Annotated in this window: 13 protein-coding genes, 1 tRNA gene and 1 rRNA gene; 1 reads left to right on the top strand and 14 read right to left on the bottom strand. The window is 28.7% G+C overall.

The features are described 5' to 3' along the window. Positions 1 to 201, bottom strand: a 16S ribosomal RNA gene (locus BUB01_RS22075); the annotation flags it as partial. A 581-nt stretch (positions 202 to 782) separates the two neighbouring features. Here BUB01_RS22075 and cls point away from each other — a divergent pair. Then, complete coding sequence (gene cls, locus BUB01_RS22070) at positions 783 to 2147, top strand: cardiolipin synthase (RefSeq protein WP_242958465.1); 1365 nt, start codon at positions 783 to 785, stop codon at positions 2145 to 2147. Positions 2148 to 2166: 19 nt separating this feature from the next. Here cls and BUB01_RS22065 read toward each other — a convergent pair whose 3' ends face one another. From BUB01_RS22065 to BUB01_RS22010, 13 genes are all read right to left on the bottom strand, one after another. Then, positions 2167 to 2625, bottom strand: coding sequence for a VanZ family protein (locus tag BUB01_RS22065; protein WP_072993772.1), 459 nt, complete (start codon positions 2623 to 2625; stop codon positions 2167 to 2169). Positions 2626 to 2720: 95 nt separating this feature from the next. Then, positions 2721 to 2870: a hypothetical protein gene (locus tag BUB01_RS23370; protein WP_159433291.1), complete on the bottom strand. Its 150-nt coding sequence runs from the start codon at positions 2868 to 2870 to the stop codon at positions 2721 to 2723. A gap of 162 nt (positions 2871 to 3032) precedes the next feature. Next, positions 3033 to 4460, bottom strand: coding sequence for a glycogen synthase GlgA (glgA, locus tag BUB01_RS22055; protein WP_072993766.1), 1428 nt, complete (start codon positions 4458 to 4460; stop codon positions 3033 to 3035). Positions 4461 to 4543: 83 nt separating this feature from the next. Continuing rightward, complete coding sequence (gene glgD, locus BUB01_RS22050) at positions 4544 to 5650, bottom strand: glucose-1-phosphate adenylyltransferase subunit GlgD (RefSeq protein ID WP_072993763.1); 1107 nt, start codon at positions 5648 to 5650, stop codon at positions 4544 to 4546. A 37-nt stretch (positions 5651 to 5687) separates the two neighbouring features. Further along, positions 5688 to 6836 carry a glucose-1-phosphate adenylyltransferase gene (locus BUB01_RS22045; protein ID WP_072993783.1) on the bottom strand — a complete coding sequence of 383 codons (1149 nt, stop codon included), beginning with the start codon at positions 6834 to 6836 and terminating at the stop codon, positions 5688 to 5690. 232 nt (positions 6837 to 7068) lie between these two features. After that, positions 7069 to 7506, bottom strand: a complete 438-nt coding sequence (locus BUB01_RS22040) for a hypothetical protein (RefSeq protein WP_072993759.1) — start codon at positions 7504 to 7506, stop codon at positions 7069 to 7071. 282 nt (positions 7507 to 7788) lie between these two features. Beyond that, positions 7789 to 9624 carry a glycoside hydrolase family 13 protein gene (locus BUB01_RS22035; RefSeq protein WP_072993780.1) on the bottom strand — a complete coding sequence of 612 codons (1836 nt, stop codon included), beginning with the start codon at positions 9622 to 9624 and terminating at the stop codon, positions 7789 to 7791. Between the two features lie 105 nt (positions 9625 to 9729). Then, positions 9730 to 12165, bottom strand: coding sequence for a glycogen/starch/alpha-glucan phosphorylase (locus BUB01_RS22030; RefSeq protein WP_072993757.1), 2436 nt, complete (start codon positions 12163 to 12165; stop codon positions 9730 to 9732). Positions 12166 to 12202: 37 nt separating this feature from the next. Beyond that, complete coding sequence (gene glgA, locus BUB01_RS22025; RefSeq protein WP_072993754.1) at positions 12203 to 13633, bottom strand: glycogen synthase GlgA; 1431 nt, start codon at positions 13631 to 13633, stop codon at positions 12203 to 12205. Positions 13634 to 13665: 32 nt separating this feature from the next. Next, the gene (gene glgB, locus BUB01_RS22020; RefSeq protein ID WP_084109135.1) at positions 13666 to 15807 is read right to left on the bottom strand and encodes a 1,4-alpha-glucan branching protein GlgB; all 2142 of its coding nucleotides are present in this window, start codon (positions 15805 to 15807) and stop codon (positions 13666 to 13668) included. Positions 15808 to 16038: 231 nt separating this feature from the next. Continuing rightward, positions 16039 to 16188: a hypothetical protein gene (locus BUB01_RS23560; RefSeq protein WP_200802928.1), complete on the bottom strand. Its 150-nt coding sequence runs from the start codon at positions 16186 to 16188 to the stop codon at positions 16039 to 16041. A 149-nt stretch (positions 16189 to 16337) separates the two neighbouring features. Then, a complete protein-coding gene (locus BUB01_RS22015; protein ID WP_072993751.1) occupies positions 16338 to 16631 on the bottom strand; it encodes a hypothetical protein in 294 nt (97 codons plus the stop codon). 125 nt (positions 16632 to 16756) lie between these two features. Next, positions 16757 to 16832: transfer RNA gene (locus tag BUB01_RS22010), tRNA-Ala, on the bottom strand. Positions 16833 to 16851: the final 19 nt, after the last annotated feature.

Here is a 16851-nt window from a genome sequence, read left to right as displayed (position 1 = left end):
AGTCTACCATGCGATAATCTGATGTTATGCGGTATTAATCTTCCTTTCGGAAGGCTATCCCCCTCTATAAGGCAGGTTGCCCACGTGTTACTCACCCGTCCGCCGCTAGCTTCATCCCCGAAGGGAATCCACTCGCTCGACTTGCATGTGTTAAGCACGCCGCCAGCGTTCGTCCTGAGCCAGGATCAAACTCTCAATTTCAAGTTTGTAGCTCATTACTGTTGTATGTCTTATGATTTAAATCATAAAGAATTGCTGGTCATATATTTTCTTGCTCTGTTTAATTTTCAAAGACCAATTTCTTATTGTCATCACCTGACGACCTTTACTATGTTACCACCTTTCCACTTTCGTGTCAATAATTTTTTTAATACTTTTTTAATGTTTTTAGCATTTTATTAATATTAAAATTTATTGAAGTGGTTTGTCTTAAAGACATATGTCTTAGCGACGTGTTTTATATTATCATACTTCTTATAGTAACTAAATAATTGATATGTTAGTTTAACAGTGTAAACTTTAAATATCTATTAAAATCTTGCTTATCTTAATATTTCTATGTTACGACACACTAGGTATAGTTTATTAACATTTCTTTTGACCTTTAGAACAAATTTGATTATTTTTCAATTTTATGCCTATATTTTGATGTTTTAAAGCATTTTTATGTATATAATATTATAATAAGCTATTTTAATATTGGAGGTGATATTATTAATTTTACAAGTTATTTATTATATGGAGTTTTCTCAATAAATATAATACTAGCTATAGCTATAGTTATATTAGAAAGAAAACAACCTGAAAAAACGATGGCTTGGTTATTGATACTCATTTTACTTCCACCTATAGGACTAATACTTTATATTTTTTTGGGGAGAAATTGGAAGATACACAAGCTAAATGATAAAATTTCTGATGAAATCAAACAATTTACATCTCCAATTATAAAAAAGTATCCCAATAAAGAATATATTCCACTTATGCAATTATTAGCTCAGAATAGTGATTCTCCTATTTTTATAACTAATAAAATAACCATTTTTAAAGATGGTGAAGAAAAGTTTGATAGTTTAAAAAAAGAGTTATTACTTGCTAAGCATCATATTCATCTAGAATATTATATTGTAAAAAGCGACATACTAGGTTGCGAACTAAAAGATATATTAATAAAGAAATCTTTAGAAGGTGTTAAAGTAAGATTTATAATAGATAGAGTTGGTGCCATTAAGATGAAGAAATCCTTTATTAAAGATTTACGAGATGCAGGAGTTGATGTAGTTATATACTCGTATTTTCTAGCTCCCCTATTAAGACATATAAATACTCAAATTAATTATAGAAATCACAGAAAAATTGCTATAATTGATGGAAAAACCGGATTTTTAGGTGGAATAAATATAGGTGATGAATACTTAGGCAAAAGTAAAATGGGGTATTGGAGAGATACCCATATAAAAGTTACTGGTGACTTTGTTATGGGTTTACAAGCAGTATTTCTTGATGACTTTCTAACAATTCAACAAGCTAATAACTATTATTCATTTTACGATTTAGAATTTGACAACTATTTTCCAACAACTACTGTTAAGGACACTTTACTTATGCAGCTTGTGAAAAGCGGACCAGATTCTGAATTTCCAGCTATAATGCAAGGAATGCTAAAAATGATTTCTATTGCTACAGATAAAATTTATATTACAACACCTTATTTCGTACCTTCTGAAAGTATAATGGATGCTTTAAGAATAGCGGCATTAGGCGGCTTGGATATAAGGATAATATTTCCTGAACAAGCTGATCATTTTATGGTTAATAGAGCTTCAAGGACTTATCTTGCTGATCTTATGCGTTGTGGAGTTAAAGTATACTTTTATGATAAAACTTCCTTTGTTCATGCAAAAACAATGACCATAGATGGTAAAATATGCACCTTAGGTACTGCTAATATGGATAGGAGAAGTTTTGAATTAAACTATGAAATAAATTGTGTAATATATGATGAGTCTATTGTTCAACAATGTGAAGAAATTTTTATTGAAGATTTGAAAAAATGTAGAGAGTTTACTTTAGAAGAATATGAAGCTAGTAATAAATTAAATAAATTTCTTGAAGGGCTTTGTAGAATTTTCTCTTCTTTACTTTAAAAAGATAAAAGCTAAGACTTTAATTAATCCTAGCTTTTATCTTTTTTATATATTTTATTAGAAGAATTATAAATAATCCAAATATCCCACCACTAGTGTCTATAAGTACATCTCTTATCATTCCAGATCTACCTGGTACAAATAATTGATGTATCTCATCTGTGCATGCATAGCCTATAACTATTATTATTCCAAAAACACAAGTATCTTTTATATCTAGATATATTCTCAATAATTTATAAGCTAGAAAAAATAATATCATATACTCCGTAAAATGGGCTGTTTTCCTAACTATAAATTCTGCTATTTCACCAAAAAAACTATCTATTGGTATTCCTAAAGTTTTTACAATTTGTAATACTAAATTACTATGCTCATCTGAAATTTTAGCTGGCTCATTAGACATTATAAATATAATTGTCATCCATCCTATTAAGAGTATCCAACTAAAAATTTTATTTATATTTTTCTTATTCATATATACCTACCTAAAATAATAACTTCTCAATTTTAATTATATATTATTTTTGCCAATATATAAAGCACCTAAAAAAATAAGAGTACTTAATACTCTTATTTTCCTTTATGGATAGATTTAAATTTTGAATAAGCATCTAAAGTGTCTATAAATAAATAAGTCGCTGATAATGAAATAAGTCCTACACCAATATATCTGGTTGCATTTTTAACTAATATGCACATTGTAATTCCTATTATTAACAAGATCAACTCCAAGAACCTTTCATTTTTTATTTTCATAATGTTCATCCCCTTAACACAACTACTATACTCATATTATAGTACTTTTTTAATATTAGTAACATTAATTTAACCTTAAATGTTATTAAAAAAAATGGTAATAGAAATTCTATACCACTTTTAAATTTACTTAATAATATTTTTATATAAAATTTTGTACTTTTGAGATGATTTTTCCCAATTATTATTACAATCCATAGCTAATTGCATAATTTGAATCCATAAATCTTTATTCTTATACATATTTAAAGCTCTATTTATACTTTCCAACATATCATTTACACTATATTCCTTGAAGGTAAAACCATTCCCTGAATTTATATATTCATTGTAATCTTTAACAGTATCTTTGAGCCCTCCGGTTTGCCTAACTATTGGTATAGTTCCATATCTTAATGCTATAAGCTGACCTAACCCACAAGGTTCAAACTTTGATGGCATTAAAAACATATCACTTCCTGCGTATAATTGCCTTGCTTTACAATCATTAAATTCTGTTATTACTCTAAGTTTATTTTTATATTTTGTCTCTAAATATTTGAATTTATTTTCAAAATAACTACTACCCGTGCCTAAAATAATTAACTGAACTTGCAAAGACATAATATTTTTCATAGCAGCTTCTATGAGACCTAATCCCTTTTGATCTACAAGCCTACTAATTATAGTTATCATAGGAATACTTCCATCTTGCTCTAATTTCAGATCTCTTTGTATATAAAGTTTATTCTTAATTTTAGAATCTAAATTTTGCTTACTATATTTATATAATATATTTGAATCTTTCTCAGGATTATAAATATCATAATCTATTCCATTTAAAATGCCTATCAAATCCTTCTTTCTCTTTTTGACAATAGAGTTAAGTCCACACCCATACCCCTCTTCTTGTATCTCATAAGAATAACTTTCACTCACTGTGCTTATCTTATCACTCTCTAATATTGCCCATTTCATAAATGATATACCATCATTTAACTCTAACTTTTTAACTTGAATATCATGCTCATCTAATCCAAGCATCCACAGAGTATCCTTACCAAATGTACCCTGGTAAGCTATATTATGAATAGTGAATAATGTTTTTATATTTGCATATATTTCATTATCTACATAGTATAATTTCTTAAGCGGACTAACCATCGAACTATGCCAATCATTACAATGCAATATATCTGGCGTAAAATCATACATATATTTTATTCCCTCTAATACAGCTTTGCAAAAATATATAAACCTCTCATCATCATCTCCATATCCATAAATATCATTTCTATAAAAATAAAATGAGTTTCCTATAAAGTAATACTGTATCCCATTATTATTTAAAGTCCACAGCTCACAATCAACACTCTTCCATCCAATGTAAGTTTTATATCTACCCAAGAGCATCATTTTCTTTCTTATTTTCTTAGGAAATTTATACTTAGGTAATATAACTCTGATATCAATCTCAGAACTTTTAAGTGCTTTGGGTAATGAATATGCAACTTCTCCTAAGCCTCCAACCTTTACAAATGGATGAGCTTCTGCTGTTACAAATAATACTTTCACCTAATCACTCCCCACCATAGTTTATTCATAATTAATTATCACTAATATAAAAAGTATTTGCAATAGTGAGTAGTGAATAAAATTTACATTATTTTTGGTCTCTCTATTACTAATGGATAATTCCTAGCCCCTTTTAATTCCTCACCTTTAGTTATATTGGTACATTTATCTGTTATTACATTCTGTAATTTAGAATGTGCATTTATAGTTGAGTTTTGTAATATTATACAATCTTTCAAATGAACATCCTTGTGTATGTGAACTCTTCTAGAAATTATACAGTTTTCAACGGTTCCTTCTATATAACAACCATTTGCTATTATAGAATTAATGACATTACTATCCTTTGTATACTTTGTTGGTCCTTCATCCTTTGATTTAGTATATATAGGTCCATTATCAAAAAACAACTCATTATTTATTCTTACGTTCAACAAATCCATATTGGCTTTGTAATAGGCTTCTAGCGAATTTATACAACTTAAATATCCATCAAATTTATAAGCCTTTACCTTAAGCTTGTCTAAATTTCTATAAATACAGTTTTTAACTTTCCTATCTAAGCCTGTTTTTATACATTCATAAATTATTTCTATAAATAAGTCCTTTCTCATAAGGAGAATTTCCATATTTATATTTGCTTCCTTTGCACTTCCTATATTTTCACCAACACTTATTATGTTATCATTTGAATCCACATTAATAACATCACAATCTATAAAGCTCTTATCTGCATTGCTTACTGTTTTATAAACTATGGTTATGTCATTAATATTTTTCTCATGAAATTTCATAACTTCAGTTAAATCTATATTACATATCATATATGAGGATGATATAACTACATATTCTTGTTTACTATATTTTAAGAACTCCATATTACTAGCAAAAGTATGAACATCATCATTAACTGGATCCTCTTCTCCAAAATTAAAAACTCTAAGCCCATCCCTTTTTCTATGAAGATCCCAAGGTCTACCATTACTCAAATGATCAACTAAAGACCTTGATTTATTTTTTGAAAATATTGCTATGTTTTCAATTCCTGCATTAGTCATATTTGATAATACAAAATCTATTATTCTATACCTACCAGCCATAGGTACTGAAGCTAGAGGTCTGGTTCTAGTAAGCTCTCTTATTCTATCTTCATTCTCATCCAAATTTATTATTCCTATATAATTCTTCATCTTGTTCAACTCCCCCACATTAAAGTTAAAATCTTATTTATTCAGTTATAACAGTTCCACTTTTAACATCATCTCTTGCTGGTATTACTGTTATCTTCTTTCCATTTCCTATCTTACAATCTTTTCTTATAGCTGCATCACTGCCTATAATAGCTTTATTTATAACTACATTTTCGCCAATTCTCGTATTTGGCATTATTACCGAATCCTTTATAGTAGTATTTTTCCCAACTACAACGCCTGGAAATAACACTGAATTTTCAACCTTTCCATGGATTATACAGCCTTCGACTACTAAAGTTGACTTTACATTAGCATGAGGTCCTATATATTGAGCTGGTCTTACAGGATGTACTGAGTATATCCTCCAATCATCATCATAAAGATTTAATTCATTATCATCTTTTAATAAATCCATATTAGCTTCCCAAAGACTTTCAGTAGTACCAACATCCTTCCAATATCCTTTGAATGGATAGGCAACTAATCTTTTACCGTCTGCAAGCATCTTCGGTATTATATTTTTTCCAAAGTCATTATGAGAGTTTTTATCATTTTCATCTTCCTTTAATAATTTTTTTAATGTCTTCCAGTTAAATATATATATTCCCATAGAAGCCTTTGTACTTTTAGGATGTTGTGGCTTTTCTTCAAATTCGTATATAGATAAATCATCATTGGTATTCATTATTCCAAATCTACTAGCTTCCTTAAGTGAAACATCTATAACAGCTATTGTTGCATCTGCTTCCTTTTCTTTATGGAATTTAAGCATCTTATCATAATCCATTTTATAAATATGATCTCCAGATAATATAAGTACATATTCTGGATCATAGTTGTCCACAAAAGCTATATTTTGGTATATTGCATTTGCAGTACCCTTATACCAATTACCACCCTTTTCCTCTTGATATGGCGGTAATATGCTTACACCACCATCTCTTCTATCTAAATCCCAAGGACTACCTATACCTATATGTGTATTAAGTATTAACGGTTGATACTGAGTCAGCACACCAACAGTATATACTCCTGAATTTGAACAATTACTTAAAGCAAAATCAATAATTCTATATTTACCCCCAAAAGGTACTGCTGGCTTGGCAACTTTTTTTGTTAATACCCCTAATCTAGACCCTTGTCCACCAGCAAGTATCATTGCAATCATTTCTTTTCTCATCATATAAAGACCTCTCCCTTCAATTACTATTGTTTTCATAGTTTTTCCTAAGTTATTCTCAAACCCCTTACATAATTTACATATTATGTAAATACATTATATCATATATGTTATTTTGTTTTCAATTTTTATTTACATTTTTTACCACAATTTAAAATTACATATTATCTTCTATTTAACAGGAGTACTATTTTACTAATCTAATTTTAAGTACCCCTATTAAACATTCACCATATTAATTTGATAAAAATTTTGTTATATACGCTAATGATTCTTCTAATAATTCATTACTGCTTTCTAATCCTTCAATCTTTCTTTCAACATTAAACACCCTTTGGTCTAATTTATAAATTATTTCTTTTATATCATTTAAAACTTTTCCCTCATAAGATACTTGATTTCCGTCCGAATCTAAATAAATTTTTTCTGGTGGATTACCACACTTTGTACACTTTGCATAAACACCTTCTTTTTCAGTATCCTTAAATACCTTAAATGAATCATTATTACATGAACAACAATTTGATAGCATTATAAATTCATAATAACTTATATCAAATTTATAAACAGTTTCGCACTGAGTACAAGTTAATATTAAATTATTATCCTTAGTTTCTATATGAAAACTATTGCCATTACATTTCTCTTTTTCACAAACAACAGTTCTAATCATAAAAACTCACCCCCTTTTTAATTAATATGCTACATAATTTTAGAATAGTACTTTATTCTAAAAGAATATTAATTACTCTTACACTATTTATTAATAATAAAGGTAACTAAACTAAATTTTAATATCTTTATCATAACTAAATTTTTACATGACTATAATCACCTATATATGTAGCTATAATAAAATACATATATAAATTTAACTTTATATATGTATTTTATTTAACAAAACTTATATATGTATAAAATATCACCTGAAAAAAGGATGCTGAAGTGCATCCTTTTACATATTTAACAACACTCTACCTTCATAAGATTTTAGCTCTATTTTTAATGTTCCATTTGCAGAATAGTATATTGCATCCTTGCTCAATATATCTTTATATCTTCCTGATATATTCCCTATCTCAATTAATATACTTCTATCTCTGCACCTATTAAGTGCAATTAAAGCTATCTTATCTTTGTAATTACGTATAAAACAAATAACCTCTGGATCAGTATTGTATATTTTGAAATCTCCCTTAGTGAATATTTCATGGGTGTTTCTGATAGATGTTAATCTTCTATACCAAGTTAAAATTTCGAGTTTTTCTTTTCCCCAAGGGTACGTTTTTCTATTCATAGGATCTGAGCCACCTGTTAACCCTGCTTCATCACCATAATATATGAGTGGAACACCAGGAAATGTCATTTGAAAAATTATTGCAAGTTGTAATAACTTTAAGTTTTCATTCAAAGCTGTAAATATTCTTTTTGTATCATGAGTTCCTAATACATTCATAGTTGAATAAAATACTTCCTTTGGATAATTTTCATATAAAGACATTAATTTTTTTCTAAAATCATATGAAGTTAATTCTTTATTGAAAAAACTAATTAATATATCTCTTAATGGGTAATTTGTGGGAGAATCTAATTCATCACCAAATAAATATTTTCGTTTATTACCATAACTAATTTTATTTGATGCATCTTCCCAAACTTCACCTATTAGTACTGACTCTGGCTTTATATTTCTCATTTTCTTTTTAAAACATTCTATAAACTCATCTGGCAGTTCATCAGCTACGTCCAACCTCCAACCTGAAACTCCAAGTCTCATCCACTTGTTAATGACAGAATCATAATCTGTTATTACATACTTCATATAACTTTGATTTAACTCATCAACATTGGGCTGGTTTTCAAATCCCCACCAAGAATCATATTTATCAGGATATTCACTGAATCTATACCAACTATAATATGGAGATTCTTTTGAATTATAAGCTCCCAAACTTTTATATTTTAAATATTTATTGAAGTACTTACTATCTGCACCAGTATGACTAAATACACCATCTAAAATAATTTTTATTCCAAGCTTATTTGCCTCTTTACATAAACCTTTAAATATCTGTTCATCTCCGTACATAGAATCTATTTTTTTATAGTCTCCTGTATCATATTTATGGCAACTTGATGATTCAAATATTGGATTAAAATATATAATACTTACGCCTAAAGACTTTATATACTGTAATTTTTTTTTAACACCAAGTAAATTTCCCCCAAAAAAATCCCATCTTATAACCTTTCCCTCTTCATCTTTTATATAAAGCGGCTCATCGTACCAACTTCCATATATAAAACTATTTTCCTTAGGATTATTCACTCTTCCATCTTCATTTCCATTAAAGAACCTGTCTACAAATATCTGATATATAATTCCATCTTTATACCAACTAGGTATTTTATTATCTTCATAAACTGTAAGTTGATACATAGGCACATTTTCAACGTAGATTTCACCTATACCTCCTAGATGGTTTTTATTATTTCCATAATAAAACACTTGATTATCCTTTACTATCTTAAAATAATAATTTATTAATCCAACTTCCTTACTAGTATCTATTAGTCCCTTATAAACTATAATGTTAGATCCCTCAATTCTCTTATCTATAAACATATTAATAGTTTCTGTGCTTCCATTGAATCTAACAATCTCTAAAAGAGCTTCACATTCCCCTTCGACTTCTATAGATATTTCCACTTCAGTTCCTATTCGAACAGCTCCAAATGGATTCCTAAAATAAGTCTCCTGAGAGTTATGCTGTATATAAAAATTAACCATAACTTTTATCCTTTCTTGTAAATTCAACTTACATAAAGAGTGTCTAAAGCTTATAAACACTCCTTAATATTCCAAAAGTCCTATAAGATAGCCTCTTAATACCAATTATAAGTTTTTATAAAGGAATCCCGAACCCCAAATTCCAGTAGCATATTCCATAATTGTTCTATCTGATGAAAATATCCCTGAATGCGCTATATTTATAGCAGCCATCTTCTCCCACTTATTTGAATCTCTATATAATCTATCCACCTTATCTTGAGCCTTTAAATATGAATCAAAGTCTTTCAGAACAAAAAACTCATCATTGTAAGTTAATAGATTTTCATATATAACTTTGAATCTATCTTTATCGCCACAATAGTAACCATTTATTAAATCTTGAGTGATTCTTCTTAGCCTTGGATCATTATTACATGTATCCCAAGAAGAGTATCCCCCCTTTTGGTAATAGTCTATAACTTCTCTTTCATTTAACCCAAATATAACTATATTATCATCGCCAACTTCATCCCTAATCTCTACATTAGCACCATCTAGTGTAGCTATTGTAATAGATCCATTCATCATAAATTTCATGTTTGAAGTTCCTGATGCCTCTTTAGTTGTGGTAGATATCTGCTCGCTTAAATCTGTAGCTGGTATTATCTCCTCTGCTAATGATACGCTATAATTTTCAAGATATACTACCTTAATTTTATCATTTATTCTCTTATCATTATTAACTTTATATGCAACAGAATTTATAAGCTCTATTGTCTTTTTAGCCAAATAATATGATGGAGCTGCTTTCCCCGCAAATATAAATGTTCTTGGAACAATATCTAAATTAGGGTTTTCTAATAATTTATTATATAAATCCATTATTCTTAGGCAATTTAATATCTGCCTCTTATATGCATGTATTCTTTTTATCTGTACATCAAATATTGAATTTGGATCTATTAAGATTCCCTGATCTTTATATACTATATCTGCCAACTTACTTTTATTATCCCTCTTTATATTACCTAGTTCTTTTCTAACATTTTTATCATATGCAAACTTCTCAAAATTAACCATATCAGTAGGATGTTTTATCCATCCCTCACCTATACTTTCACATAATAATTTTGTTAACTTTGGATTAGCTTTTAATAACCACCTTCTATGGGTTATACCATTAGTCTTATTATTAAATTTCCTAGGATATAAATAGTAAAAGTCAGCCATTTCTTGTTTTTTTAGTATTTCAGTATGAAGTTTAGCAACACCATTAACACTATGACTTCCTGATATGGCTAAATGAGCCATTCTCACATACCCATCCCCTAATATAGACATTTTAGATATTTTTTCCCATTGCCCTATATACTTACTCCATAGTTCTTCGCAGAAGCGTCTGTTGATTTCTTCTATTATCATGTATATTCTTGGTAACAATTTTTTAAACATATCTATTGGCCATTTTTCTAATGCTTCAGCCAATATAGTATGATTTGTATAAGATATGGTGTTAGTGGTTATCCTCCATGCATCTACCCATGATAGCCCCTCTTCATCTAAAAGTATTCTCATAAGTTCTGGTATTGCTAACGTTGGATGAGTATCATTTATATGAATTGCTATCTTATCATCAAAACTTAATATATCGCCTCCATGGCATTTAAAATGACGTATTATACTTTGGACGCCAGCCGAAACAAAAAAATATTGTTGCTTAAGTCTAAGCATTTTCCCTTCATAAAAAGAATCATCTGGATATAAAACATGTGAAATAGCCTCTATCGAATTTTTATACTCTATAGCCTTTAAAAAATCTCCCCTACTAAATGAGGAAAAATCAAATTCGTTTGAAACAGGCTCAGCACTCCAAAGTCTTAATGTGTTTACCACATCATTTTCATATCCAACTATTGGTGTATCATATGGAATAGCTAAAATAGGTTCATAATTTATATGTGTAAACGTTAATCTTCCATTTACATCTTCACATTTTACTTCGCCTCCAAATCTAACTATTTCCGATTTATCAGGTTTCCTTATTTCCCATACATTTCCTGATCTCAACCAGTTATCAGGCGCCTCTACCTGCGAACCATTTATTATTTTTTGTTCAAAGAAACCATATTTATATCTTATTCCACAACCATGTCCTGGAATGTTTAAAGAAGCCATTGAATCAAGAAAGCAAGCTGCAAGTCTACCTAATCCGCCATTTCCCAAACCTTGATCTTGCTCTAAATTTTCTAGTGTCTCAAGCTCTATCCCTAATTCAGATAAAGCCTCATTGCAAATATCTCTTATGCCTAAATTTAAAAGCGAATTACCTAGAAGTCTTCCTAGTAAAAACTCCATTGATAAATAATATACTTGTTTTTCACCTGTAGAATTATACCTTTTATTTGTATTCATCCATGTCTTAGCTACGTAATCTCTAACTAAACTACCTAAAGCCTCATATTTAGATTGATTATTACCATCTTCTAGTTCCCTACCATGAATTTCAAGGAACTTTTTTTTATAATCTCTTTTGAATGTTTCCTTGTCTATTGTAAACATAAATACATTCCTCCCAAAATTAATTTTTCAACATTATCTAAATTAAAGCTTCATAAAGATTCTTATAATCTTGGGCTGATTTTTGCCAACTATTATCTGATAATAATGCGTTTCTAATTAACCCATTCCAAATACTTTTATTATGAAAATACCCTATAGCACTTTCAATTATAGTAAACATCTCATTTGCATTATAATTTCTGAAACTAAATCCATTTCCCTCACCTGTATACTTATTAAACGGGTTTACTGTATCTTTTAATCCACCTGTTTCTCTTACTATAGGGATAGTTCCGTATCTTAAAGCTATAAGTTGACCTAATCCACAAGGCTCAAATAATGATGGCATTAAAAACATATCTGCACCAGCGTAAATCTTATGTGCTAATTCATCATTAAAAGTTATATTAGCTGATACCTTATCTGGATACCTATATTGAAGTCCTTTAAAATGTTCCTCATACCCCCTGTCTCCAGTACCCAATACGACTAATTGTATATTGTGTTGAAGAAGTCTATCACCTATATTCACTATAAGATCAAACCCCTTTTGATTTGTCAACCTTGATACTATTCCTATAACTGCAGAATCTTCTCTAACAGGTAACCCTAATCTTTTTTGCAGTTCTAACTTATTAATTTTTTTATTATCTATTGAATCTATATTATAATTCCTAAATATATTCTTATCTGTTTCTGAATTATATATATCATAATCTATTCCATTTACTATCCCCGATAAAATGTTATTTTTAGACCTTAAAAGGCCATCAAGCTTTTCTCCATACATTGGTGTCTGTATCTCATTTGCGTAAGTATAACTAACAGTACTTATTCTGTCCGCATAATTTATTCCACCTTTTAAAAAACTAACTCCACCAAACAATTCTAAACTTCCATTATCATACGGTTCATAATCATATCCAAATAATTCAGGTAATATTTCTTTATCAAATGTACCTTGGAATAATAAATTGTGTATTGAAAAAACAGTTTTTATTTGACTATAATTATGCTGATATTTATATTCTAATTTTTGTAGAACTGGTACCATTCCAGTTTGCCAGTCATTACAATGTATTATATCTGGATACCAATCTATTTCTCTTAAAAATTCTAATACTGCTCTGTCAAAAAAAGCATATCTTTCTCCATCATCATAATAACCATACAACCCATCTCTATTAAAATACTTTTCATTATCTATAAAATAGTATTCTACTCCTTCATGGTTATAACTAAACACTCCACAATATTCATTTCTCCAACCTACTTTTACAGTAAACCATTTTATAAAGTAAAGTTTTTCCTTAAAATTGGGCTTTATATTTTTATGCTTTGGTATAACTACTCTTGCATCTACTCCTATCTTTTTTAATTCCTGCGGTAATGCTCCCATTACATCACCTAATCCTCCTGTTTTTATAAAAGGATGCGCCTCTGCTGCAGCAAAAAGAACTTTACTCATGATGTACCCCCAATCCATATTAAAAAATTAAATTATTTTTTTAAATCTGATATCTCACTCTCAAAACTTTCATCCTTGCTGTCTAACTCTTCTTCTTTATCTTCTAAAATAACACTAGGCTTTAATATAACACATCCCATAGGAGGAACCTTTATCTTTAAAGTAAATTTTTGATTATGCCAAAATCCCTTTTCAGAAAACAGGGTTTCACCCATTACTTGATCCGAACCTCCAAATTCCTTACTATCTGTATTAAATACTTCTGCATATTCACCTAAATAAGGAACGCCTATTTTGAAATCATAATAAACTACCGATGTAAAATTACATACAAATACTAATGTATCCTCTTTCTTTTCTCCCTGTCTCATAAATACTAATATGCTTTGATTAGAATTATCTGCATCTATCCACTTAAATCCGTCAACCTCATAATCACCACTCCATAAAGAATTATTTTCTTTATAAAATTTATTTATTCTTTTAAAAAAGTTTTGAGTTTGTCTATGCATATCATATTGATCTATAAGTTTCCATTCTAATTCTTCTCTATTTCTCCACTCAATAAATTGTCCAAATTCACTACCCATAAATAATAGTTTTTTACCTGGATGCCCCATCATATAAGCTATAAATACTCTTAACCCAGCAAACTTGTTCCAATAATCTCCCCACATTTTATCAACTAATGATTTTTTACCATGTACAACCTCATCATGAGATATAGGTAAAATAAAATTTTCTGAATGATTATACATAGTAGAAAATGTTAACTGATTATGATGATATTTTCTGTGTATAGGATCTAATTGAATATACTTTAATAAATCATTCATCCATCCCATATTCCACTTGAAATTAAATCCTAATCCGCTAGCTTCAACAGGCCTTGTTACATTTGGCCATGACGTAGATTCCTCAGCTATCATTAAAATGTTATTAAAATCCTTAAATATATGAGTATTAAGTTCCTTAAAGAACTCTACAGCCTCCAAGTTCTCTATTCCACCATACTTATTAGGCTTCCATTCCCCATCTTTTCTATCATAATTTAAATATAACATATTAGCTACTGCATCTACTCTAAGACCATCAATATGAAATTCCCTTAACCAATAAACAGCATTTGAAATCAGAAAACTTTTAACTTCTTTTTTCCCTAAATCAAAATTAGCTGCACCCCAACCTTTATTTTCACACTTTAAGGAATCACTATATTCATATGTTGGTGTCCCATCAAACATATATAATCCATGTTCATCCTTGCAGAAATGTCCTGGAACCCAATCTAAAATTACTCCTATATTATTCTTATGAAGGGTATTTACAAAATATTTAAAATCCTCTTTATTTCCTAATCTTCTTGTTACTGAATAATATCCAGTAGCCTGATATCCCCAAGAATCATCAAATGGATGTTCCATTATAGGCATAACCTCAATATGAGTATAATTAAGTTCTTTCATATACTCAACAACCATATCAGCCATTTCCCTAAAGTTATAAAAATCTTCATCACCTTTCATTCGCCATGACTGCAAGTGCATTTCATATATATTTATAGGGGATTTATAAATACTATTTTTTTCTCTATTTAAAAGCCACTTTTTATCTCCCCATCTGAAATTCTTATCTGTAGCTATTATAGATGCTGTATTAGGTCTAAGTTCAGATTCTCTAGTATATGGATCTGCCTTCAAAACTCTCTTTTTCCCATCCTTACTTCTCACTGAATACTTATATGTTTGACCACTTTTTAGCCCTGGTATAAATATATTCCAAAGTCCAGCTTCCGTTATTTTTTTCATTTCATATTTTTCTTCAACATTCCAATTCGAAAAATCACCAACTACAGCGACTGAACTTGCATTGGGTGCCCAAGTTGTAAATGTAACACCATTTTTACCATCAACCTTTTCTATATGGGCTCCCATAAATTTATAAGCCTCATAATGATTTCCTTCATGAAATAAATAACTATGAATATTTGTTATATCATCACATAAATTTTTAATTTCATTCCTAGTAGGATTCTTTAATTTACTTTTGCTATTCTGTTTTTTTCCCTTAGCCAATACATCTTTTTTAACCTTACTTTTTGTATCATTATTACCTTTTTTTATATTATCGCTTTTAAGCTCTTTTTTAATTATCTCTTTAGCTTTTTCCTTCATAAATTGTTCCACCCCTATCAAATAATCTCACATTATAATTTATTCTACATTTATATTACTAACCCTCCATAAAAAGGAAATTTTTTTCATTAAAGTTAAATTTTTATAATACCATTAAATGAAACCGTTTCTATTTATTATTATTATATTATTTATATTTTTTAGCATAAATCTTAAATCTTTATTATCTAAAATTAAAGAGTGTTAAAGATTACCTCTAACACTCTTATGTTAATACTGCTGTTTCTGCAACTTTATTTTATTTTCTATTTCTTTAATTGTTAAGTCTATCTCTTCTGTTTTTTTACCAGCCAAAATTAAATTTCTCTTCTTTAATTTCAATTCTACAAGTTCTTCTTCTAATTCACTCATATTTGTCATTTTAACACCCCATTTTAATCTCTCATAATTTTTCTCAAAAATCCCCTCAAATACTCTATATTTTATATTATATAATAAAATCAAATGAAGTCTATACTAAAATTATGAACAATCCTTTAGTTTTCTCTTTTAATTATATATTTTAAGCTTTATGTAGATAAAAATTTAAGCATCTTTTTAGATCTTAACCTTACCTTTTTCATTACAATATATAAAACAAACCCTAAAATAACAGATAATATAACTGTAAAATTTCCAAAATATATTTTAAAATTAGGATCTCCTTTTCGATATTCATATAAAGAGAATATCCCTTCTCCGCATGATACATCTGCTAGTCCTAATTCTTTATAACTAAAAGATTTTACTAAAATGAAAATTATAATTATAAAAAAACATATTATTGAATATTTTATTATTGATAATAAATTTTCTATCTTCATATAAATTCCTTTTAAAATTGTTTGCATATAATTAATTATGTTTTTCAAATTAATTATATTACTAAATAATAGTAATTTATTTATAATCACAAAAAAAGCTGTGAATAAAAATTCACAGCTTTCTTTGGTGGAGATAAAGAGATTCGAACTCTTGACCCCCTGCGTGCAAGGCAGGTGCTCTCCCAACTGAGCTATACCCCCAAAAATGGTGGACCTTCAG

Origin of the sequence: Clostridium cavendishii DSM 21758 (assembly GCF_900141845.1) — a bacterium.
Lineage (GTDB): Bacteria > Bacillota > Clostridia > Clostridiales > Clostridiaceae > Clostridium_AG > Clostridium_AG cavendishii.
This window is presented reverse-complemented; position numbering and strand designations above follow the sequence as displayed.

Excerpts from the sequence above, each read along its gene's own strand:
- BUB01_RS22065 (WP_072993772.1), bottom strand. The coding sequence starts at position 2,625 with ATGAATAAGAAAAATATAAATAAAATTTTTAGTTGGATACTCTTAATA.
- glgD (WP_072993763.1), bottom strand. The coding sequence starts at position 5,650 with ATGAAGAATTATATAGGAATAATAAATTTGGATGAGAATGAAGATAGA.
- BUB01_RS22045 (WP_072993783.1), bottom strand. The coding sequence starts at position 6,836 with ATGATGAGAAAAGAAATGATTGCAATGATACTTGCTGGTGGACAAGGG.
- BUB01_RS22040 (WP_072993759.1), bottom strand. The coding sequence starts at position 7,506 with ATGATTAGAACTGTTGTTTGTGAAAAAGAGAAATGTAATGGCAATAGT.
- BUB01_RS22035 (WP_072993780.1), bottom strand. The coding sequence starts at position 9,624 with ATGGTTAATTTTTATATACAGCATAACTCTCAGGAGACTTATTTTAGG.
- BUB01_RS22030 (WP_072993757.1), bottom strand. The coding sequence starts at position 12,165 with ATGTTTACAATAGACAAGGAAACATTCAAAAGAGATTATAAAAAAAAG.
- glgA (WP_072993754.1), bottom strand. The coding sequence starts at position 13,633 with ATGAGTAAAGTTCTTTTTGCTGCAGCAGAGGCGCATCCTTTTATAAAA.
- glgB (WP_084109135.1), bottom strand. The coding sequence starts at position 15,807 with ATGAAGGAAAAAGCTAAAGAGATAATTAAAAAAGAGCTTAAAAGCGAT.
- BUB01_RS23560 (WP_200802928.1), bottom strand. The coding sequence starts at position 16,188 with ATGACAAATATGAGTGAATTAGAAGAAGAACTTGTAGAATTGAAATTA.
- BUB01_RS22015 (WP_072993751.1), bottom strand. The coding sequence starts at position 16,631 with ATGAAGATAGAAAATTTATTATCAATAATAAAATATTCAATAATATGT.